This is a genomic window from Polaromonas sp. P1_H6 (assembly GCF_056405195.1).
In genome coordinates this window covers 51,462-72,123 of record NZ_JBFUCN010000021.1, presented here as the reverse complement: position 1 = coordinate 72,123, position 20,662 = coordinate 51,462, and the positions used below count along the sequence as shown (strand labels likewise).

General features: G+C 65.6%; 18 protein-coding genes. 3 read left to right on the top strand and 15 right to left on the bottom strand.

Translation table 11 applies throughout. The annotated features are described in order from the left end of the window. Positions 1 to 23: 23 nt before the first annotated feature. From AC1D1F_RS18230 to AC1D1F_RS18190, 9 genes are all read right to left on the bottom strand, one after another. Positions 24 to 893, bottom strand: coding sequence for an ABC transporter permease (locus AC1D1F_RS18230; protein ID WP_477676724.1), 870 nt, complete (start codon positions 891 to 893; stop codon positions 24 to 26). Next, positions 890 to 1,780 (bottom strand): ABC transporter permease, encoded by an 891-nt coding sequence (locus AC1D1F_RS18225; RefSeq protein WP_477676723.1) that lies wholly within the window; start codon positions 1,778 to 1,780, stop codon positions 890 to 892. The genes AC1D1F_RS18230 and AC1D1F_RS18225 overlap by 4 nt, the downstream gene beginning before the upstream one ends. 1 nt (position 1,781) lies before the next feature. After that, a complete protein-coding gene (locus AC1D1F_RS18220; RefSeq protein ID WP_477676722.1) occupies positions 1,782 to 2,885 on the bottom strand; it encodes an ABC transporter ATP-binding protein in 1,104 nt (367 codons plus the stop codon). Between the two features lie 193 nt (positions 2,886 to 3,078). Beyond that, positions 3,079 to 4,233, bottom strand: a complete 1,155-nt coding sequence (locus AC1D1F_RS18215) for an ABC transporter substrate-binding protein (protein ID WP_477676731.1) — start codon at positions 4,231 to 4,233, stop codon at positions 3,079 to 3,081. Positions 4,234 to 4,331: 98 nt separating this feature from the next. Next, positions 4,332 to 5,612 (bottom strand): glucarate dehydratase family protein, encoded by a 1,281-nt coding sequence (locus AC1D1F_RS18210; protein WP_477676721.1) that lies wholly within the window; start codon positions 5,610 to 5,612, stop codon positions 4,332 to 4,334. Between the two features lie 11 nt (positions 5,613 to 5,623). Further along, positions 5,624 to 6,709 carry a Bug family tripartite tricarboxylate transporter substrate binding protein gene (locus AC1D1F_RS18205; RefSeq protein WP_477696388.1) on the bottom strand — a complete coding sequence of 362 codons (1,086 nt, stop codon included), beginning with the start codon at positions 6,707 to 6,709 and terminating at the stop codon, positions 5,624 to 5,626. A 142-nt stretch (positions 6,710 to 6,851) separates the two neighbouring features. Further along, positions 6,852 to 7,895 carry a LacI family DNA-binding transcriptional regulator gene (locus AC1D1F_RS18200; protein WP_477677025.1) on the bottom strand — a complete coding sequence of 348 codons (1,044 nt, stop codon included), beginning with the start codon at positions 7,893 to 7,895 and terminating at the stop codon, positions 6,852 to 6,854. 321 nt (positions 7,896 to 8,216) lie between these two features. Then, complete coding sequence (locus tag AC1D1F_RS18195) at positions 8,217 to 8,591, bottom strand: hypothetical protein (protein ID WP_477696387.1); 375 nt, start codon at positions 8,589 to 8,591, stop codon at positions 8,217 to 8,219. 17 nt (positions 8,592 to 8,608) lie between these two features. Beyond that, positions 8,609 to 9,403, bottom strand: coding sequence for an SDR family oxidoreductase (locus AC1D1F_RS18190; RefSeq protein WP_477677023.1), 795 nt, complete (start codon positions 9,401 to 9,403; stop codon positions 8,609 to 8,611). A gap of 70 nt (positions 9,404 to 9,473) precedes the next feature. Between AC1D1F_RS18190 and AC1D1F_RS18185 the strand changes: the two genes are divergently transcribed. The 3 genes from AC1D1F_RS18185 to AC1D1F_RS18175 are packed head-to-tail and all read left to right on the top strand — an operon-like array spanning position 9,474 to position 12,623. Further along, the gene (locus AC1D1F_RS18185) at positions 9,474 to 10,049 is read left to right on the top strand and encodes an SH3 domain-containing protein (RefSeq protein ID WP_477700793.1); all 576 of its coding nucleotides are present in this window, start codon (positions 9,474 to 9,476) and stop codon (positions 10,047 to 10,049) included. 29 nt (positions 10,050 to 10,078) lie between these two features. Next, complete coding sequence (locus AC1D1F_RS18180) at positions 10,079 to 11,125, top strand: M48 family metalloprotease (protein WP_477677021.1); 1,047 nt, start codon at positions 10,079 to 10,081, stop codon at positions 11,123 to 11,125. 43 nt (positions 11,126 to 11,168) lie between these two features. Then, positions 11,169 to 12,623 carry a tetratricopeptide repeat protein gene (locus AC1D1F_RS18175; protein ID WP_477677020.1) on the top strand — a complete coding sequence of 485 codons (1,455 nt, stop codon included), beginning with the start codon at positions 11,169 to 11,171 and terminating at the stop codon, positions 12,621 to 12,623. Between the two features lie 128 nt (positions 12,624 to 12,751). On the opposite strand, the gene AC1D1F_RS18170 is transcribed toward AC1D1F_RS18175, so the two are convergent. The 6 genes from AC1D1F_RS18170 to tfpB form a co-directional block, all read right to left on the bottom strand. Further along, complete coding sequence (locus AC1D1F_RS18170) at positions 12,752 to 13,669, bottom strand: DMT family transporter (RefSeq protein WP_477677019.1); 918 nt, start codon at positions 13,667 to 13,669, stop codon at positions 12,752 to 12,754. Between the two features lie 10 nt (positions 13,670 to 13,679). Then, complete coding sequence (locus AC1D1F_RS18165) at positions 13,680 to 15,290, bottom strand: gamma-glutamyltransferase family protein (protein ID WP_477677018.1); 1,611 nt, start codon at positions 15,288 to 15,290, stop codon at positions 13,680 to 13,682. 109 nt (positions 15,291 to 15,399) lie between these two features. After that, complete coding sequence (locus AC1D1F_RS18160; RefSeq protein WP_477677017.1) at positions 15,400 to 16,380, bottom strand: Bug family tripartite tricarboxylate transporter substrate binding protein; 981 nt, start codon at positions 16,378 to 16,380, stop codon at positions 15,400 to 15,402. 113 nt (positions 16,381 to 16,493) lie between these two features. Next, a complete protein-coding gene (locus AC1D1F_RS18155) occupies positions 16,494 to 18,005 on the bottom strand; it encodes a tripartite tricarboxylate transporter permease (protein WP_477652631.1) in 1,512 nt (503 codons plus the stop codon). A 13-nt stretch (positions 18,006 to 18,018) separates the two neighbouring features. Further along, a complete protein-coding gene (locus AC1D1F_RS18150) occupies positions 18,019 to 18,504 on the bottom strand; it encodes a tripartite tricarboxylate transporter TctB family protein (RefSeq protein ID WP_477652630.1) in 486 nt (161 codons plus the stop codon). Between the two features lie 346 nt (positions 18,505 to 18,850). After that, a complete protein-coding gene (tfpB, locus tag AC1D1F_RS18145) occupies positions 18,851 to 20,653 on the bottom strand; it encodes a type IV pilus assembly ATPase TfpB (RefSeq protein ID WP_477677016.1) in 1,803 nt (600 codons plus the stop codon). Positions 20,654 to 20,662: the final 9 nt, after the last annotated feature.

Genomic DNA, 20,662 nt, shown 5'->3' with positions numbered 1-20,662 from the left:
TTTGCAGGCGTCTATTCAGCGAATCAAGCCTTGCCCGGATGCTCCTTCACGCGGCTGACCAGCTGCGTGGGGTTGACGAAACGCAAGGCAATCAGCAACCACAGCACGGTGATCGCCATATAGATCATGGCCATGGCGTCCACCGACTGCCCGGCGCGCACGCCCGCGGCGAACACCGCGTAATACAGCGCGACGACCAGCGTCTGGGTGTCGGGGCCGGCCACCAGGAAGGTCAGCTCGAACATCGCCACCGTGCGCACCAGCACCAGCAGGCCCGCCGCCAGCACGCCGGGGGCCAGCAAGGGCACCAGGGTGTAGAGAAACATCTGCCGCGTGTTGGCGCCGAAGACGCGCGCGGCCGATTCGATGTTGGTGTCCACCTGCTCGACGAAGGGCGTCATCACCAGGATCACAAAAGGCAAGGCCGGGATCATGTTGGCGATGATCACGCCCGGCAAGGTGCCGGCCAGGTGCAGCTGGTACATCACCGTGGCCAGCGGAATGCCGTAGGTGATCGGCGGCACCATGAGCGGCAGCAGGAACAGCAGCGTGAGCAGCTTCTTGCCGCGAAAGTCCTTGCGCGCCAGCGTGTAGGCGGCGGGCACGCCGATCAGCAGCGACAGAAACACCACCGAGAACACCACCACTACCGTGACCACCAGCACATGGCCGAGCTGGAATTCCTTCCAGGCCGAGACGTACCAGCCGAGGGTGTAGGCCTCGGGCAGCCAGGTGCCCAGCCAGCGCGTGGCGACCGAGTTGGTGCCCACCGCCAGGATCATCATGCCGACGTTGACCAGGAAGAAGGCGATCAACCCCCAGACCAGCGCGCGCCAGGCGCGGTCGCGCAGCGGGTCTTTCTCGTGCATCTGTTGCGTGTTGCTCGCGCTCATCCCTTGCCTCCCGCCACCGGGCCGCGGTAGAACAGCGAGCGCAGGCCCAGCGCCGCGACCACGATGGCCAGCTGGACCAGGCCCATGATCATGGCGACGGCCGAGGCCAGCGAATAGTCGTACTGCTCAAAGGCCGCTTCATAGGCGGCAATCGCGATCACACGCGTGGTGCCGGCCGGCGAGCCCAGCAGCACCGCCGAAGGAAAGACCGAGAAGGCCTGCACAAAACACAGGCAGAAGGCCATGACCAGGCCCGGTGTGAGCAGCGGCAAATAGATGTGGCGAAAGCGGTTCCAGCCGTCTGCCCCCAGCGTGGCCGCGGCGTGCGGCAGCGCCGGGTCTATGCCGGTGATGTAGGACAGGATCAGCAGGTAGGCAAACGGAAAGCCGGTGATGATCAACGAGATCAGCACGCCCCAGTAGTTGTGCGTGAGGCGTATCGAGCCCTCATACAGATGCAGCCAGCGCAAGGTTTGCGCCAGCCAGCCCTGCGGGCCGAAGTAGGTCAGCATGCCTTCGGCGATCAGCACCGTGCCCAGGGTCAACGGCACCACCAGCAGGGTGGACAGAAAACGCTGGTAAGGGCCCTTGGCGCGCGTGGCGTAGGCAATGCCCAATGCGCAGGCGATGTTGATCAGTGTGGCCGGCAACGCCAGCTGCATGGTGTTGCCTATGGTCCGCCACAAATCCTGCGTCTGGAAGAAATGGATGTAGTTCTCAAACACCCCGCCCTGCTGCGGCTGGAAGGACAGCAGCAGGCCGTAGGCAAAGGGGTAGACGAAAAACATCACCATCAGCGCGGCGGCGGGCGCCACCAGCATGACGGCCGGGTCGAAAGGCGGGCGCCGCGCGGCGCCTTGCGGCGGCGGCAGGGTCATCGCGCTCATCTCAGCTTTCCCCTGCGTAAACCAGCACGCGCTCGGCCGGGGCCGAGAGCATGACCTGGTCGCCGGGCGCGACGACGCGCGAGGAGCGCACGTAGAGCAAATCGTCAAACGAGGTCCTGACCTGCAACAGCCATTCGCGGCCACCGTATTCGGCGGTTTCCACCACGCCGGGAAAAGCCTGCGGGCCGTCGCCTATCAGCAATTCATCGGGCCTTATCGCCGCCATCGCGGCCATGGCCGGACCGGGCTGCAGCGTGTGCATGGCGGTGCCTACCAGTTGCACGCCGCCCGGGCCTTCAAGGCTGAGCCCCGCGCCGTTGGCGGAAGCCACCCGAACCGGCAGCACATTGCGGTAGCCCATGAAGCGGGCGATGTCCAGCGTGGCCGGCCGCGCGAACACCTCTTGCGGCGTGCCGATCTGCTGTACCACACCCAGCTTCATGACCACGATGCGGTCGGCCATGGCCAGGGCTTCGTCCTGGTCGTGCGTCACGTAGACGGTGGAGCAGCCCTGGGCGCGGTGGATGCGGCGGATCTCGGAACGCATTTCAATGCGCAGCTTGGCGTCCAGGTTGGACAGCGGCTCGTCCATCAGGATCAGCGGCGGCTCGATGACGATGGCGCGCGCGATCGCCACGCGCTGCTGCTGGCCGCCCGAGAGCTGGCCCGGCAGCTTGTGGGCATGGGCCTGCAGTTGCACGGTGTCGAGGGCCGCGGCGACGCGCTGGTCGATTTCGGCCGCCGGCACGCCGCGCATCTTCAGGCCGAAGCCCACGTTGCGGCTGACCGACAGGTGCGGGAACAGCGCGTAGTTCTGGAACACCATGCCGAAGCCGCGTTTTTCCGGCGGCAGCGTATCAATGCGCCGCTCGTCCAGCCAGATGCTGCCGTCCGACAGCGGCATCAGGCCGGCCATGCAGTTGAGCGCGGTCGACTTGCCGCAGCCCGAGGGGCCCAGCAGCGCGATGAATTCGCCGCGCTCTATGGTCAGCGAGAGTTTTTCGAGCGCGTGCGCGCCGCCGAAGCTGCGGCTCACGCCGTCCAGGCGCAGCTGCCTGAACTCGTTTTTTCCCGCGGGCCGTCCCGCGGTGTTGGGCATCACCATGTCAGAAACCTTCGCGCCCGTGTTGCGGGCTGTTTGTTACTGGTTATCGATTGACTCCCTCTCCCCCTGGGAGAGGGTTGGGGTGAGGGCTGGCGGCGATAGAAATGCCGCTGCTTCATGCACAGGCCGCTGGCCCTCACCCCTGCCCTCTCCCAGAGGGAGAGGGAGCAAAACCTTGTGCGGCTCCTGGCGCTTACTTACCCTTGCCGGAACCGATTTCTTGATCCCACTTCTTGAAGGCGGCGACCATGGCCTTGTCTTCCAGCGGCTGGACGTGCGGCTGTTTGGCGATCCAGTCCGCGTACTCGGGACGGCCGTATTCCTTGATGATGTCCTGGCTCTTTTGCGGCGCCGCAGTCAGCGGCACGTTTTTCACGGCCGGGCCGGGGTAGAAGTAGCCGGAGTCATAGGTCAGCGCCTGTTGCTCGGGTTTGAGCAGGTAGGCCATCAGCTCCATCACGGCCGCCTGGCGGGCGGCGGGCAGGCCCTTGGGCATGGCCATGTAGTGCGCGTCGTTGACCCAGGTGAAACCGTTGAGCGCCGCCACCTTGAACTGCTTGGGCACCACGCCCAGCGCGCGCGGGTTGATGTCCCAGCCGGTCACCGTCACCGTCATGTCGCGTGAGCCTTCGCCGAGTTCCTTCATCACGGCGCCGGTGCCTGTGGGGTAGTACTCGATGCAGCTGTTGAGCTCTTTCAGGTAGGCCCAGGTCTTGTCCCAGCCGGCCATGGGGTCCTTGGGATCCTTGTCGCCGAGCAGGTAGGGCAGGCCCATCAGGAAGGTGCGGCCCGGGCCCGAGTTGGCCGGTCGCGCGTAAATCAGCTTGTTGGGATTGGCCTTGCACCAGGCCAGCAGCTCGGCCGGGGTTTTAGGCGGCGCCTTGACCTTGTCGGGGTTGTATTCGAGCAGCGGGCCCGCGGGCATATAGGTCACCATGACGGCCTGGCCGTTGGCCAGGTCCTGCATCTTGCGGGCGCTGGGCAGGTAGTTGTCCATCAGGTTCGGAAACTTCGCAGCGTGCGCCGGCAGCAGCGGCTCCCAGAGGTTGAGCGCGATACCCGCGGCCAGCGCATCGGCGCCGGTCAGCACCAGGTCGATGTCGGTGCGGCCCGCGGCCTGCATGGCCCTGATTTTTCCGGGAAGTTCGGGCGCGGGCGCCTTGGTGAAGGTGACGCGCGAAACCAGGTTGGGATTTTTCGCGGCAAAACTTTCCAGCGCCTCCTGCGTCAGCGCCAGGTTGCCGGCCACGTCGACGACGTTGAGGGTCACGGGCTGCGCATGCGCGGCAACGGCCGCGAACGCCGCCAGAATGCCGGCGGCCCGCAGGCCCAGGGCCAGGCGGGACATCAAATGTTCGAACTTGATCATGATCTTGTCTCCTTCATTGTTGGTGTGAATAGCGAACGATGAACTGTCAACGGAAATGCGAGGCTGCTGCCGTCCTCTTAAAAACGCGGGCTGATGCCGGAAAATTCCGGCTGGTACTTGCGCATCTGCGCCAGGTCGTTGCGGTTGCGGATGCCGCAATCCAGGTATTGCCGGTGCAGCTCGGCCAGTTTGACCGGGTCGAGCTCGACGCCCAGGCCGGGCGCCGTCGGCACCTTGACGGCGCCCTGGTCGAACTGGATCCGCTCGCCCTTGATGACCTCCTCCTCCTGCCACGGGTAATGCGTGTCGCAGGCATAGGTCAGGTTGGGAATTGCGGCGGCCGCGTGCGTCATGGCCATCAGGCTGATGCCCAGGTGCGAGTTGGAATGCATGGACATGCCCATGCCGAAAACGCCGCACATGCGCGCCAGTGCGGCCGTGGCTCTCAGGCCGCCCCAGTAATGGTGGTCCGACAGCAGGATGCTTACCGCATGCGTGGAGGCATTGCGCTTGAACTCCTCCATCGTGGTGACGCACATATTGGTCGCCAGCGGCATGCGGCAGCGCCGGGCCAGCTCGGCCATGGCCTCCTGGCCGGGTGCCGGGTCTTCGTAATACTCCAGCAAGTCGTCGAGTTCTTTCGCGGCGGCGATGCTGGTCTCCAGCGTCCAGTTGGCATTCGGGTCCAGCCGCAGTGGCACGCCGGGGAAGGCCCTGGACAGCGCCTTCATGGCGGCGATTTCTTCAGCCGGTGGGAACACGCCGCCCTTGAGCTTGATGCTCTTGAAGCCGTAAAGGCTCACCATGCGCTGCGCCTGCTTCACAACCTGCTCGGGCGTGACGGCTTCGCCCCAGGCGTCGGGCGCATAAGGTTTGCCGGCGTGCTCCGCGTATTTGTAGAACAGATAGGCGCTGTAAGGCACCTCCGCGCGCACGGCACCGCCCAGCAAGTCGCACACGGGCATGCCCAGGATCTGTCCTTGCAGGTCGAGCATGGCGACTTCCATCGCGCTGATGACCTTGTCGGCATTTTTGGCGGTGTGCGAGCCCGGCGCAAGCTCGAACTGCACGCTGCCGTCGCTGGCGTGTCCGGGCTTGATGGCTGCGCGTACACGCTCTTCCATGACGTTCAGCTCAAACGGGGACAGGCCGAGGACCAGGGCACGGGCCTGCTCCAGCACTTTCACCATGGGCTCGTCGCCGTAGGTTTCAGAGATGCCAAGGCGCCCGTCCGAAGTTTCCAGTTCGACAATGCTGCGCAGCGCCCAGGGTTCGTGGATACCGCTGGCGTTGAGCAGCGGTGCATCGCGAAACGCGATGGGCGTGATCCGGACTGCGCTGATTTTGATAGTTTTCATCCGCCCAACCATTATTCGCCCTTGATTCCGGCGATCTTGATGACCCGCGTCCAGCGGTCCAGCTCCCGTGCCACGAACTGCGTGTATTCCGTACTGCCCTGGGCCGGCACCACAAAGCCGTTGGCCTCCATCCGCGCGCGGATGGCGGGGGACTGCATCGCCTTGACGGCGGCGGCTTCTATTTTTTCCACGATGGGCTTGGGCGTGCCTTTGGGGACTGACAGGCCGGACCACGACAAGGCAGAGAAACCGGGGTAACCCGATTCATGAATGGTGGGCACGTCCGGGAACAAGGGATTGCGCGCCAAGCTGGTCACAGCCAGGGCCCGGAGCTTGCCCGCCTTGATATGCGGCAGCGCCACGTCCTGGTTGATGAACATCAAGGGGATCTGCCCGCCGAGAATATCCGTCAGCATGGGTCCGCCGCCCCGGTAGGGAATGCCCACCATAAAGAGGGGCTTGCAGTTTTCTTTTCTGACGCCCGAGCAGGTGCCGACGGTTTGCTTGAGCAGTTCCATCGCCATGTGGCCCGAAGCCGCGGGCACATAGCCATAGCTCAGTTTTCCGGGATTCGCTTTCCCGTAAGCGATCAGTTCCTGGAAGGTATTAAAGGGCGCAGAAGGATGGACCACCAGCACGTTGGGTCCCGAATGGACCTGCGTGATGTGGATGAAATCCTTGAGGGAGTCGTAGCCGAGCTTGGGGTTGAGGCCGTGCGCCACCGCATTCTGGCCAACACCTGTCTGTATCAGCGTATAGCCGTCGGGCGCCGCTTTGGCGCCCTTCTCCGTGCCGATGACCCCGCCCGCGCCGCCGAGGTTCTCCACGATCACCGGCTGCTTCAGAGCCTTGGTCAGCTCTTCCGCAATCATGCGTCCCATCACATCGCTGGTGCCGCCCGCCGGAAACGGAACGATAAGCTTGATCGCCCTCGACGGGTAGTCGGTCTGGGCCTGGACCGGAAGGGCCAGCAGGCAGGCGGCCGCAGCCACGCACGCAAGCGCGGCGGAAAATATTTTCCTGGACATCCCTGCCCGGGTCAGGCCATCGCAGCCCCGGTACCGGCAACGGTTTTGAGAAATCTCCGGCGCGCGCATATTGACTTGACTCATGTTTGTCTCCTTTTTTATTTGCCAACGGCAAGGTCGTGCGGCAACAGGAAATCAATTTACTGTGGTCTCAACCAATTTGTTAGCGCTAACAAATTAATATTAGGGCAAAGGCCAGTCTTGCGTCAAGTCAGGCACTGGCTCTTTTGACTATGAGAAACCCTAGGTCTCGCACCCGCGCGCCGACGTCGCGGTTTTCAGCGACATCGAGGATGAACCGGGCCGCCTGGCGACCTATGGAGGTGCCGTCGATACGCACCGTGCTCAGGGAGGGATGGGTGAAAGCAGCAAACGGGAGGTCCCCGAAACCCATGACCGCCACATCACCCGGAACAGACAGGCCCAATGCCTGGGCCTCGGTGATGACGCCGTGGGCAATGACGTCGGAACCACAAAAAACCACGTCAATATCAGGATGGCGCGCGCGCAGGTCGGCGAAACCGGCTCTGCCGTTGGCCAGCGATGAAGGCGCGGGCACGGTACAGACCGGGATGCCGTGCACGTCCAGTTCGGCCAGCCGCGCCTCAAATCCGGCGCGGCGGCGCATGGCGCGCTGGTCTTCCGCGATGACCACGCCTGGCCGGCGGAAGCCCTGGCCGTACAGGTAGTCCGCCACCGCCGCACCGACTTTCTCGTGGGAGAAGCCCACGATCATGTCGATGGGCGTGGGCGTGATGTCCCAGGTCTCGACGACGGGAATGCCCGAGGCCAGCAGGCGGCGGCGCCCTTCCGGCGAATGCATGATGCCGGTCAGCACGATGCCGTCGGGCCGCCGGCCGACGATGGCGTCTATCAGCGCATCCTCGCGCGCGCCGCTGTAGCCGCTTTGGCCCAGAATCAACTGGCAGCCGGCCTCGGCCAGCGCGTCGGTCAGCGCCTGTATGGTTTCCAGGAACACCGGGCCGGCGATGGTCGGCACCAGCGCCGCCACCAGCCGGCTGCGGTTGGAGGCCAGGCCGCCGGCGATCAGGTTGGGCACATAGCCGCTGCGCGAAATCGCGCCGCGCACGCGCTCCAGGGTTGCGGGCGACACGGCCGCCGGCGTGTTGAGCGCGCGCGACACCGTGATGGCCGACACGCCGGCCAGGCTGGCCACGTCGCTGAGGGTGATGCCGCCGGTTCCGGGGCGCGGGGCACGCTTGGCCTTGCGCAGCGTCTCTGTGGGTGACTTCATGCCCGGATGTTAACGCTAACTTTTGGCTGCGGGGTTCTTTTCATCGAAAGGTGCCGGACATGACTTCCATCGGGAAAGCATGCCTCAGTACAGGTGCAAGGCCAGGTTCAAAAAGAAGCTGCGACGACCTGCTGATGGCCGGTGATGCCTGGTGCTCTTGCTCCTTCCCCCGCTGGGGGAAGGCTGGGATGGGGGCCGGCGGTGGCTGATGGTTCGCCGTGCTTGTTCGAAGGCTGCTGGCCCCCACCCCTACCCTCCCCCAGCGGGGGAGGGAGCTGAATCGGGAGGGAGTTAATCGTGGTTTTTGGCCCTGGCCCGATGCTAGTCCGCGCCCAGGCCGAAGTGCCGCCTGAAGGCCTCGCAAAATTCCGCGGTCCCGCTGAGGGACAAGGTCAGCGTGTGCCGCGGCTTGCCGGTCGGGCCCGCCTGGACTGACAACCGGCGCGCCGCCTCGTCATAGTGCAAAGCCTCGGGCGCCGTCAGCTCCTGCATGCCATGCAGGTCGTAGTCCCAGTCAAAACCGTCTTCGAGCGGGCCGCGCCGTCCGGCAAATTCCGCGTGGGCCCAGCCCAGCACCTGGACGGCCTCGGCATGGACGGCCGCCACCTGCTCCGGCCAGGTGGAGGCCATGGCCTCCAGCGTGCCCGTGCCGTCGCTACCTTCCGCGTAATCGAAGTGAAGATAGTCCAGGCTCAAGGGCGCGTGCTCAATGCTCAGTAGGTGCCCGGATAGGCCCCGCCGTCGGCCAGCACGTTCTGCCCCGTCATGTAGGCGGCATGCGTGCTGCACAGGAAGGCGCAGATGGCGCCGAACTCTTCGGGCGTGCCGAAGCGCTGGGCCGGGATGTTCTTGAGGCGCGCGTCCATGATGGCTTCCAGCGGCTGGCCGGTTTTTTGCGCCGCGCCGCTCATGGTGCCGCGCAGGCGGTCGGTGTCGAAAGCGCCCGGCAGCAGGTTGTTGATGGTGACGCCTTGCGCCGCGAGCTTGGTGCGCGCCACGCCGGCCACGAAGCCGGTCAGGCCGCTGCGCGCGCCGTTGGACAGGCCCAGGATGTCGATGGGCGACTTGACCGAACTGGAAGTGATGTTGACGATGCGCCCGAAGCCGCGCGCCGCCATGCCGTCGACCGTGGCCTTGATGAGCTCGATCGGGGTCAGCATATTGGCGTCCACCGCCTTGAGCCAGGCGTCGCGGTCCCAGTCGCGGAAGTCGCCGGGCGGCGGGCCGCCGGCATTGGTCACCACGATGTCGAAATCCTTGCGCAGCGCGAACACCGCGGCCCGGCCTTCGGGCGTGGTGATGTCGGCGGCGACGTACTGGACGCCGGTGCCTGCGGGTTTGCCCTTGTCCGCCTTCAGTTTTTCAGCCGCGGCCTTCAGCGTTTCCTCGCCGCGCGCCACGATCAGCACATTGACGCCTTCGCGCACCAGCGCCTCGGCGCAACCCAGTCCCAAACCTTTGCTGGCGCCGCAGACCAGCGCCCATTTGCCTGCAATACCCAAATCCATAATAATTCCTCATTACAACCACGGGGGAGAGCGGCTCATGATACTGAGTAAATACAAAATACAGGCGGGGATGGTTATCGCCCCCCTGCTCACATCCATGCTGGTTTTCAGCGCCGCTGCACAGGCCCAGCCGCAAGGCGAGGCGGTGCTGATCAAGCGCGAGGCGCAACTGCGCGACGCGCCCGGCGACTCGGCCCGCAGCCTCGCGCCGCTTCCCGTGCAGACCGCCGTGACGCGGCTGGGCGACCGCCAGGGCGCCTGGATCAAGGTGCGCACGGCCGACGGCACCAGCGGCTGGGTCCACATGTTCGACATCACCTCGGCCAGCGCGCCCTCGGGCGGCGCCGCCGGCGGCGCGCTGCGCAGCCTCTCGAGCTTTTTCAACAAGGGCAGCGCGCAGGCGCCCTCGAGCACGGTCTCCACCTCCACCGTCGGCATACGCGGACTGGGTGCCGAAGACCTGGCCAACGCGCAGCCGAATGTGGCGGCCGTGGCGCAGGCCGACGCCAACCGCGCGAATGCCGCGCAGGCCCGGCAGTTCGCCGGCAGCGCCTCGCTGAACAGCCGGCAGGTCGAGCCCCTGCCCACACCCGCCCCGCCGGCCCCCGCGCCCGGCAGCGCACCGGCCGAGCAGTACGGCCGCTGAGCCGCCACAAGACAACAAGAGGCCACGCCATGAACCTTCACCACTTCCCAAAGCCCGCACGCCATGCGGCCTGTGCCCTGGCCCTGCTGGCCGGCCTGCTCCCGCTCGGCGCCCACGCCCAGGATGCCGGCAAGGCGCTGGGCGGCCTGTTCCAGTCGCTGATTCGCCCCAACCAGCCCGCGCAGCCGGCGCAGGCACAACCCAATTCGGCGGCCGGCCTGGCCGGCGCGCTGCTGGGCGCCGGCCTCACGCCGGGCGGGCAGCAGGCGGCCCAGGGCGGCGACCTGTTCAAGCTGCTGTCGCAGTCGCTGGATCAGATCGACGAACCGCGCGAAATCCAGATCGGCCAGCAACTGGCCGCCGTGCTGCTCGGCAGCAAGCCGCTTTATCCCGACATGGCCATGCAGCGCTACCTCAACCAGCTGGGCCGCTGGATCAGCCTGCAGTCCTCGCGCCCCGACCTGCCCTGGACCTTCGCCATCCTCGACGATCCCGGCTTCAATGCCTTCGCCACGCCGGGCGGTTATGTCTTCGTCACCAAGGGACTGATGGACCGCGTCGCCGACGAGGGCGAGCTGGCCGGCATCCTGGCCCATGAAATCACCCACGTCACGGCCAAGCACCACCTGATCGCGCTGAACAAGAGCGCGCGCGCCGGCCTGCTGACCCAGGTCATCGGTTCGCAGCTCAAGAACGACCTGGGCGGCATGGTGTCCTCGCAGCTGCTGGCGCTGGGCCGCAACATGTACACCAAGGGCCTGGACCAGCAGGACGAATTCGACGCCGACCGCACCGGCGTGGCCCTGGCCACGCGCGCCGGCTTCGACCCCTACGGCCTGGTGGGGGTGCTGCAGCAGTTGCGCACCGCCGCGCCCGACGACGCGCTGTTCGCCCTGTCGCTGAGCACGCATCCACCGGCACAAACCCGCCTGAACCAGCTCGAGCAAGCCATGGGCACTCGGCTGGACGCCTATGCGGGGCAGCCTGCCGTCACCGTGGCGCAGCGCCTGGGCGCCGCAAACCGCCGGCCTACGGCACAGGCGCCGGCAGCAGGGAAAGCCCCCACCAAAAAATAGGCTGACAATCCGGCTCTGATTCACGGGCAGGACAAAGGGCGGTATGGAATTCTGGAGCCGGCTGGGTAAGCTGGGTAAGCAACAAAAGGCGGAGGAACGAAGCGTCGCGGGTCAACAGCCGCCGCCTCCCGTCGGCGCGGCCGGTTCCGCCGAGCTCAAAAAACAGGGCAACGCGCTGCTGGCCAGGGGCGATCTGCCGGGGGCCGGCTTGCGCTACCGCGCCGCCACCCTGGCGGACCCGCATGACGCGGCAGCCTTCGTCAACCTGGGTTACGTCCTTTGCGAACAGCAGGACTTCCGCGAAGCGCGGCTTGCGCTCGAACAGGCGCTGGTTCTCGATCCGTCCCAGTTCGACGCTCATTTCATGCTGGCGACCCTGGCGCAAGACCAGGGCGACATGGCCCTGGCGGCCTCCCACCTTCGGGAGGTCCTGCGCCTTCGGCCCGACTTCGACTTCATGACGCAGGCGTCCTACGAAGGCCAGTACGACAAAACGGTTGAGCGCTACAAGGCCATCCTGGAAATAGACCCTCACAATGCCCCGGCGCACTGGGGCCTGGGATTCGCCAGCCTGCTGCTGGGTGACTACGAACGGGGCTGGACGGAATGGGAGTGGCGCTCCAAGGTGAGCCACGGCGCCTACGACCGCCACTTTGCCCAGCCGCTGTGGCTCGGGGCCGAACCGGTCGCGGGAAAAACCGTCCTGCTCCATTTCGAATACGGTTACGGCGACACCCTGCAGTTCTGCCGATACGCGGCCGATGTCGCCGCGCTGGGCGCGCGCGTGGTCATGCAGGTGCAGCGCGGGCTTGGCGGGCTGCTCTCGGGCCTGGCCCCCGGCGTGCTCATCGTTGAAGAGGGCGAGCCGCTGCCGGCGTTTGATCTCCACTGCCCATTGATGAGCCTTCCGCTGGCGCTCGGCCTCCACACCCGGGAAATCGTGACGGCGCCCGGCCCGTACCTGCGGGCCGCACCCGAGCGTGTCGAACGCTGGCGCAAGCGGATGGACTCCCCCGGCATGCCGGCCCCGCGCATAGGCATCGTCTGTTCCGGCAATCTCGCGCACAGGCGCGACCAGCAACGCTCCATTCCCATGGGCCACTTTTTGCGCGCCCTGCCGGACGACATGAACGCGGTATGCCTCCAGCCCGATTTACGCGAAACCGACGCGGCGGCGCTCGAGGCCGACGGCCGTGTCAGCTTCCCGGGCCGGGAGCTGGCCGATTTCGCGGACACCGCCGCACTCATTTCCACGCTGGACCTGGTCATCAGCGTGGACACCAGCACCGCGCACCTGGCCGGAGCCCTGGGCAAACCGGTCTGGATCCTGCTGCCCCATGCGCCGGACTGGCGCTGGCTGCTCCAGCGCGAGGACAGCCCCTGGTATCCCGGCGCGCGACTGTTCAGGCAGGACAGGCCCGATGATTGGAGCGCTCCCCTGGACAGGGTCAGGCAAGCATTGAGCCGAATGCGTGAGCACTCCACGACGCCACGGTAAAGGACCGTGGAGCCAGCATCCCCCATCAGCAGGGGCCGCGGAACCGGCTTTGCCGGGCCGCAGGCGCAGCGGCCCCCTCGGGGGGCAGCGACCCACACGCAGTGGGGGAACGTGGGGGCTATCTCTGGCTATCTAGTTCTGGTGAAGACAAAGATGCCGGCGATGACAAGCACAGTCCCCGCCGCTACCCAGGCAGTGAACGGCTCACCGAGGATCAGCACGCCCATCAGGATGGTGGACATGGGCCCCACCATGCCGGTCTGCGCGGCCATGCCGGCGCCTATGCGCTCGATGGCCATCATCACCATGAGCACCGGCACCGCGGTGCACAGCGTGGCATTGAGCAGCGACAGCCAGATCACCTCGGGCGCGACGGCGGCCGCGCTCAGCGGACGCAGCAGCACGAACTGCAGCAGGCAGCACAGGCAGGCCACCGTCGTCGCCAGCCCCACCAGGCGCAGCGCGCCCAGGCGCCTGACCATCTCGCCGCTGTAGACCAGGTAGAGCGCGTAGCTCACCGCGCTCAGGAACACCAGCAGCGCACCCCAGGCCGCATCCGAGCCTTGCAGTGTGATCTCGTGGCCGAACACCAGCACCACGCCGCAGTAGCTGATGGCCATGCCGATGATTTGCGGCGCCTTGACGCGGCGCTTGTACATCACCAGGCCCAGCAGCAGCACCAGCGTCGGGTTGAGGTAGAGGATCAGGCGTTCGAGCGAGGCGCTGATGAAGGCCAGCCCCGCGAAGTCCAGGAAGCTCGCGAGGTAGTAGCCCGTGAAGCCCAGCCACAACACGCCCAGCCAGTCCTTGCGTGTCAACGGCGCCTTGCCGCGACTGGCCCACCAGGCCATCACCGCGAAGATCGGCAGCGCGAACAGCATGCGGTACATGATCAGCGTGACCGCGTCCACGCCGTAGCGGTAGGCCAGCTTGACGATGATGGCCTTGCCGCTGAAGGCGATGGCGCCCAAGGTCGCCAGCAGCAGGCCGGTCGCGAGGCTTTTGGGGGCGGCCGCAGGGGCGGGAGCGTCGGGTGGAGAACTCAAAATCGCCCGCTTAAAAACCCACGGCCTGGCCGTCGCGCCGCGCATCGCTGGCCGCCACGTAGCCTTCGGCCTGGGGGTTGCCGGCGCGCCAGATGAACTGGCCCGCGCCGAAATCCTGGTAGGAATCGTTGATGACTTCCACGCGGTGGCCGCGCTCGGCCAGGCCCTGCACGGTGCGCGCGTCCATCGCGGCCTCGACGTTGATCTCCATGCCGGCGTTGTAGCGCCAGCGCGGCGCGTCGCAGGCGGCCTGCGGGTTCTGGCCGTAGTCCAGCATGCGCACCAGGGTCTGCATATGGCCCTGCGGCTGCATGTTGGCGCCCATCACGCCGTAGCTCATCACAGGCTGGCCGTCCTTGCTCAGGAAAGCCGGGATGATGGTGTGGAAGGGGCGCTTGCCCGGCGCGACCTGGTTGGCGCCCGGCTGCAGGCTGAAGCCGTGGCCGCGGTTCTGCAGGCTGATGCCGAATTCCGGCTCCACGCAGCCCGAGCCGAAGCCCATGTAGTTGCTCTGGATGAAGCTCACCATCATGCCGTTCTCGTCGGCCGCCGTGAGGTAAATCGTGCCGCCCTTGACGGGGTTGCCCGCGCCAAAGTCCTGTGCCTTTTTCATGTTGATGAGTTTGGCACGGGATGCGAGGTAGGCGTCATCGAGCATTTGCTCGGCCGTCACCGCCATTGACGAAGGCTCGGCCACATACTTATAGGTGTCGGCGAAGGCGAGCTTCATGGCCTCGATCTGCAAATGCTGGGAATCCACGCCGTCCACCGGCAGGCCCGCCACGTCGAACTTGTCCAGGATGCCCAGCGCGATCAGCGCGGCGATGCCCTGGCCGTTGGGCGGGATCTCGTGCAGGGTGTAGCCGCGGTAGTCCTTGCCGATAGGCTTGACCCATTCCGGCTTGTAGCGCTCAAAATCTTTGGCCGTGATGCTGCCGCCGTTCTGCGCGGAGAATTTTTCAATCGCGTTTGCAATGGCGCCGCCGTAGTAAGCGCTGCCTTTGGTCTCGGCGATGGCACGCAAGGCCTTGGCCGCGGCCTTGAACTGGAACAGCTCGCCGACATTCGGCGCGCGCCCCCAAGGCAGGAAGGACTGCGCGAAGCCCGGCAGCGACTTCAACTCATCCGTAGCGGCCGCCCACTTCTGCTGCACCACGGTCGGCAGCAGGTAGCCGCGTTCGGCGATCTCGATGGCCGGCTCCATCAGGTCGGCAAAAGGCAGCTTGCCGAAACGCTCGCTCATCGCCATCCAGCTGGCGACCGCGCCCGGCACGGTGACCGAATCCATGCCGCGCTTGGGCGGCGTGGCGGCGTCCGCACCGTACTTGCGGCTGAAGTAGTCCGGTGTCCAGCTCTGCGGTGCACGGCCCGAGGCATTGAGTCCGTGCAGTTCCTTGCCATCCCACAGCAGGCAGAAGGCGTCGCTGCCCAGGCCATTGCTCACCGGCTCGACGATGGTCATGGCCGCCGCGGCCGCAATGGCCGCGTCCACCGCGTTGCCGCCCTTGAGCAGCATGCGCAGGCCGGCTTGCGCGCCCAGCGGGTGCGAGGTCGAGACCACGTTGCGCGCGAACAGCGGCAGCCGGGTGGAGGTGTAGGGATTGCTGTAATTGAAGTTCATGATGGGATGACCTGGTGAGGGCAAACAAAGAGCGGCCGCACGCCGCCAGCCCGAAGAGCGAAGAGCGATGACGCGCCGGCCTCGGGCAGGCCCGGCGCGCTCAAGGGAATCAATCAGCCGTGATTTTCCGCTCGGCGATGATTTTTTTCCACTTGGCGGTATCCGCCTTGACCATGGCCGCGAAGGCCGCCGGGCTGCCGCCCGTGGGCTCCGCGCCCAGCCGGGCGAAGCGGTCCTTCACGTCGGCCTCGGCCAGCGCGGCATTGACGGCCTGGTTGACCTTGGCCGCCAGCTCCTGCGGCAGGCCCTTGGGGCCGTACACGCCGAACCAGGTGACCGATTCAAAGCCCGGCAGGGTTTCCGACACCGTCGGCATGTCGGGCGCCAGCGAGGTGCGCTTGAGCGTGGTGACCGCCAGCGCCCGCAGCTTGCCGTCCCGGACATGCGGCATGCCGGTGACGAAGGAATCGAACAGCACGTCGACCTTGCCGCTGATCAGGTCCGGCATGGCCAGCGCCGTGCCGCGGTAGGGTATGTGCAGGATGAAGGTGCCCGACTGGGCCTTGAAATACTCGCTCGTCAGGTGGACGATGGTGCCGTTGCCGCTGGAGGCGTAGTTCAGGCGCCCCGGATTCTTGCGCGCGTGGTCTATGAACTCCTTCATGTTTTTTGACGGCGAGGAATTGGGCACCAGCACCACGTTGGGCGAGCTCGCCACATAGGCGATGGGTGTGAAGTCGGTGTCGGCGTTGTAGGGGATTTTCGGGTTGATGGCCGGGCCTATGCTGTGTGTGCTCGAGGTCGCCAGCAACAGCGTGTAGCCGTCGGCGGGCGACTTGGAGGCCGCATCGGCGCCTATGGTGCCGCCCGCGCCCGGCCGGTTGTCGACCACCACCGTCTGGCCGATTTTCTCGCCCAGCTTTTGCGACAGCGCGCGCGCCAGGATGTCGGTCGCGCCGCCAGCCGGGAAAGGCACGATCATGCGGATGGGCTTGGAGGGATAGGCCTGGGCCATGGCGGGCCCGCTGAACGCGGTGGCTAACACCGAGGTAAAAGCCGCCGCGAACTGAATGATATGTTTACGTTTCATTCAGCGATTGTGCAACGGTTTTGGAGGCCGATTACGCTGCGAACAGGCAAAACAAAAGGCACCCGAAGGTGCCTTTTGCATGGACGGAGCCGGAGCTCCGAAAGGGTTCGCGATCACTCCTCAACGAAGGCTTCCTCGCGCTTGTTCTTGACCGAGGGCAGCAGCACGATGATCAGCAGCAGCAGGGCGGCGCCCAGCAGGCCGGCCGACAGCGGACGCGTGACGAACACGCTCCAGTCGCCGCGCGACAGCAACAGGGCCCGGCGCAGGTTTTCTTCCATCATGGGGCCCAGGATGAAGCCCAGCAGCAAGGGCGCGGGTTCGCAGCCCAGCTTGACGAACAGGTAGCCGATCACGCCGAAGATGCCGACCATCCAGATGTCGAAGGTGTTGTTGTTGGTCGAATACACGCCGATCGCGCAGAACAGCACGATGGCCGGGAACAGGTAGCGGTAAGGCACGGTCAGCAGCTTGATCCACATGCCGATCAGCGGCAGGTTCAGGATGATCAGCATCGCGTTGCCGATCCACATCGAGGCGATCAGGCCCCAGAACAGTTCGGGGTTGCTGGTCATGACCTGCGGGCCGGGCTGGATGTTGTGGATCGTCATGGCGCCCACCATCAGGGCCATCACGGCGTTGGGCGGGATGCCCAGCGTCAGCAGCGGGATGAAGGAAGTCTGCGCGCCGGCGTTGTTGGCCGACTCGGGCGCGGCCACGCCGCGGATGTTGCCCTGGCCGAATGGCACTTCGCCCGGTTTCATCCTGATCTTCTTTTCCAGCGCGTAGGCCGCGAAGGCCGCCAGCAAGGCGCCGCCGCCCGGCAAAATACCGAGCGCCGAGCCCAGGAAAGTGCCGCGCAACACGGCGGGCAGCATGTCCTTGAAATCCTGCTTGGTCGGGAACAGGCCCGAAACCTTGGCCGTGAACACTTCGCGCTCATGCTCGGGTTGCGCCAGGTTGCTGATGATTTCGCCGTAACCGAACACGCCCATGGCGATGGTCACAAAGCCGATGCCGTCGGTCAGTTCGGGCACGTCAAAGCTGAAGCGTGCGACACCGGAGTTCACGTCGGTGCCGACCAGGCCGAGCAGCAGGCCCAGCACGATCATCGCGATGGCCTTGAGCAGCGAGCCCGAAGCCAGCACCACGGCGCCGATCAGGCCCAGCACCATCAGCGCGAAGTATTCGGCGGGGCCGAACTTGAAGGCCAGTTCGGTCAGCGGCGGCGCGAAGGCCGCCAAAATCAGCGTACCCACGCAACCGGCAAAGAAGGAACCCAGGCCGGCCGCGGCCAGCGCCGGGCCCGCTCGCCCTTTTCGGGCCATCTGGTAGCCGTCGATACAGGTGACCACCGACGAGGATTCTCCCGGCAGGTTGACCAGGATGGCGGTGGTGGAGCCGCCGTACTGGGCGCCGTAGTAAATACCGGCCAGCATGATCAGCGCCGACACGGGCGGCAGTGCATAGGTGGCGGGCAGCAGCATGGCGATGGTGGCAACCGGGCCGATGCCCGGCAGCACGCCGATCAGCGTGCCCAGCAGGCAGCCGATAAAGGCATACACCAGGTTGATGGGCGTGAACGCCACGCCAAAACCCAGCGAGAGATTTGCAATCAGATCCATTTTTTATATCTCCTTAGCCGATGAAGAAAGGCCACACCGGGAACTGCAGCTTGAGCAGGACGACAAAGGCGAGGTAACTGCCGATGGCCAACACGGTCGCAAGGATGAAGGTGTTTTTGACTTTCCAGCCGGCTTCGGCCATGCTGGAAATAAAGGTGAGCGCGTAGATCGCGACGATCATGCCCATGGGGGGTAGCTTGATGCTGGGCAGGCCGCCCAGCAGGACGCCGAAGATCAGGTTGGCCAGGATGATGTAGGCCAGCGGCTTCCAGGCCCATTTGCCGATCTTGTCACCGCCCTCGGTTTCGACGACCAGCGACTTGAAGGTGATGCCGGCGCCCAGGAGGGCCATCAGCACGCCCAGCATCAGCGGGAAATAGCCGGGGCCCATGCGGGCGCCCTCGCCCACGTTGTAGGTGGTAGCCCCCCATGCGAACGCCACACCGACGCCCATGAACATGAGGCCGGAGAAAAAGTCTTTCTGACTCTTGATATTCACGGCTGTCTCCTCAATACGTACATAAAAGTAAAAGAAAGAATCGCTGGATTGTGCATTCAATCCCCCAGGCCCGACATGTGGCTTTCACTTACCTTTCATCAATCTTTCACTTACCCCTCACTTACATGAAAGCAGGGTGCCCTGAAAGAGTGCTGAAAATCCGTGAAAACCCGCAGTCCAGGACCTGTTTACGGCCAGAACAGGCACCGTATTGAGGCCCCTGAACAATTTCAAAGAGCCGTTCACAAAACCCAGCGAAGCGGTCCTGGCTAGGCGCACCGCCGCAGACAGTGCTACAGCACGGCAAGGCGGTGCAACAACGCCAGGAGGGTTTTGTGAGCGGCTCTCAGGATAAGGGTGGGGTGGAGGCCAAAATTTCGTCGATGGTGGTCAGGCCTTCCGCCACTTTCAGCGCGCCCGCCAGCCGAAGCGGGCGCATGCCTTCGCTGACCGCCTGGCGGCGCAGTGCATCGATGTTCGGCTCCTTGGAGACCTTTTCCTTGAAGCCCTCGGTGACCGTCAGCAATTCATAGAGGCCCATGCGGCCCCGGAAACCCGTCATGCGGCAGTCCACGCAGCCCACCGGTTTGTAGGGCCGGTAGCCGCCGCTGATTTGCCAGGGCTTGACCAGTTCGGCCAGAGTCTCGCGCGCGGCGCTCTCGTCGGGTTCGCGGCAGCTGGGGCACAGGGTGCGCACCAGCCGCTGGGCCAGCACGCCCAGCATGGTGGCATTGATCAGGTAAGAAGGAACGCCGAGTTCCATCATGCGCGAGACCGCCGACGGCGCGTCGTTGGTGTGCAGCGTGCTGAACACCAGGTGGCCGGTGAGCGCCGCCTGCACCGCCATCTCGGCGGTCTGCAGGTCGCGGATCTCGCCCACCATGATGATGTCCGGGTCCTGCCGCATCAACGCGCGCAGGCCCTCGGGGAAATCAAAATCCAGGTGCGCCTGCACCTGCGTCTGGTTGAAGGAGGCCTCGATCATCTCGATCGGGTCCTCGATGGTGCTGACGTTGACTTCCTCGGTGGCCAGGCGCTTGAGCGTGGAATACAGCGTGGTGGTCTTGCCCGAGCCGGTCGGCCCGGTGACCAGGATGATGCCGTGCGGCCGCTTGACCAGGCTTTCCCAGCGGTCGGCGTCGTGCTGCGAAAAGCCCAGCGCGTCGAGGTTCTTCACCGTGGTGTCCGGGTCGAAGATCCGCATCACCATTTTTTCGCCGAAAGCCGTGGGCAGCGTCGACAGGCGCATTTCGATTTCGTCGCCGCGCGGGTTGCGCGTCTTGATGCGGCCGTCCTGCGGGCGGCGCTTTTCCACCACGTCCATGCGGCCCAGCAGCTTGATGCGCGCCGTCATGGCGTTGTGCACGCCCATGGGCAGCTGGTAGACCGGGTGCAGCACGCCGTCGATGCGGAAACGGATCACGCCCTGCTCGCGGCGCGGCTCCAGGTGGATGTCGCTGGCGCGCTGGTCGAAGGCGTACTGCCAGAGCCAGTCCACCACCTGCACCACGCCCTGGTCGTTGGCATCCAGCTGCTTGTTGCTCTTGTTGAGCTCCACCAGCTGCTCGAAACTCGCCGAGCCCGATGCGCTGCCCGATTTGACCGCCGCCTTGACCGATTTGGCCAGCGCGAAAAACTCGGCCGTGAACTTGGTGATCTCCTGCGGGCTGGCCACCACCAGGCGCACGCTGCGCTTGGCCTGGCGCTCGACTTCCTGCACCCAGTCGGTGATAAAGGGTTCGGAGGTGGCGATCACCACCTCGCTGGGCGTCACCTGCACCGGCAGCACCTTGTGGCGCTCCGCATACATGGCCGACATGGTGTCGGCCACCTTGCCCACGTCCACCTTGAGCGGGTCTATGCGCAGGTAGGCCAGGCCCGCCCGGCCCGCCAGCCATTGCGACATGGTCTCGATGTCCAGTGGCTTGCCGTCGGCCAGCCGTGTCATGCCGACGCTGGCCAGCCGCATCAGCGGCGGCTGCGCGCTCTGCACCTGCGAGCAGCGCGCGATGGTGCGCTGCGCTTCGGCGGCACTGATCACGCCGTCGTCACTGAGCCATTCCACCAGGATGCGCCAGTCCAGGGGGCCGGCATGGCCTTTTTTCGCATGCGAATCACGGTGGGATTTGGGGTGGGTCACAGCGCTCATGGGTGGCAC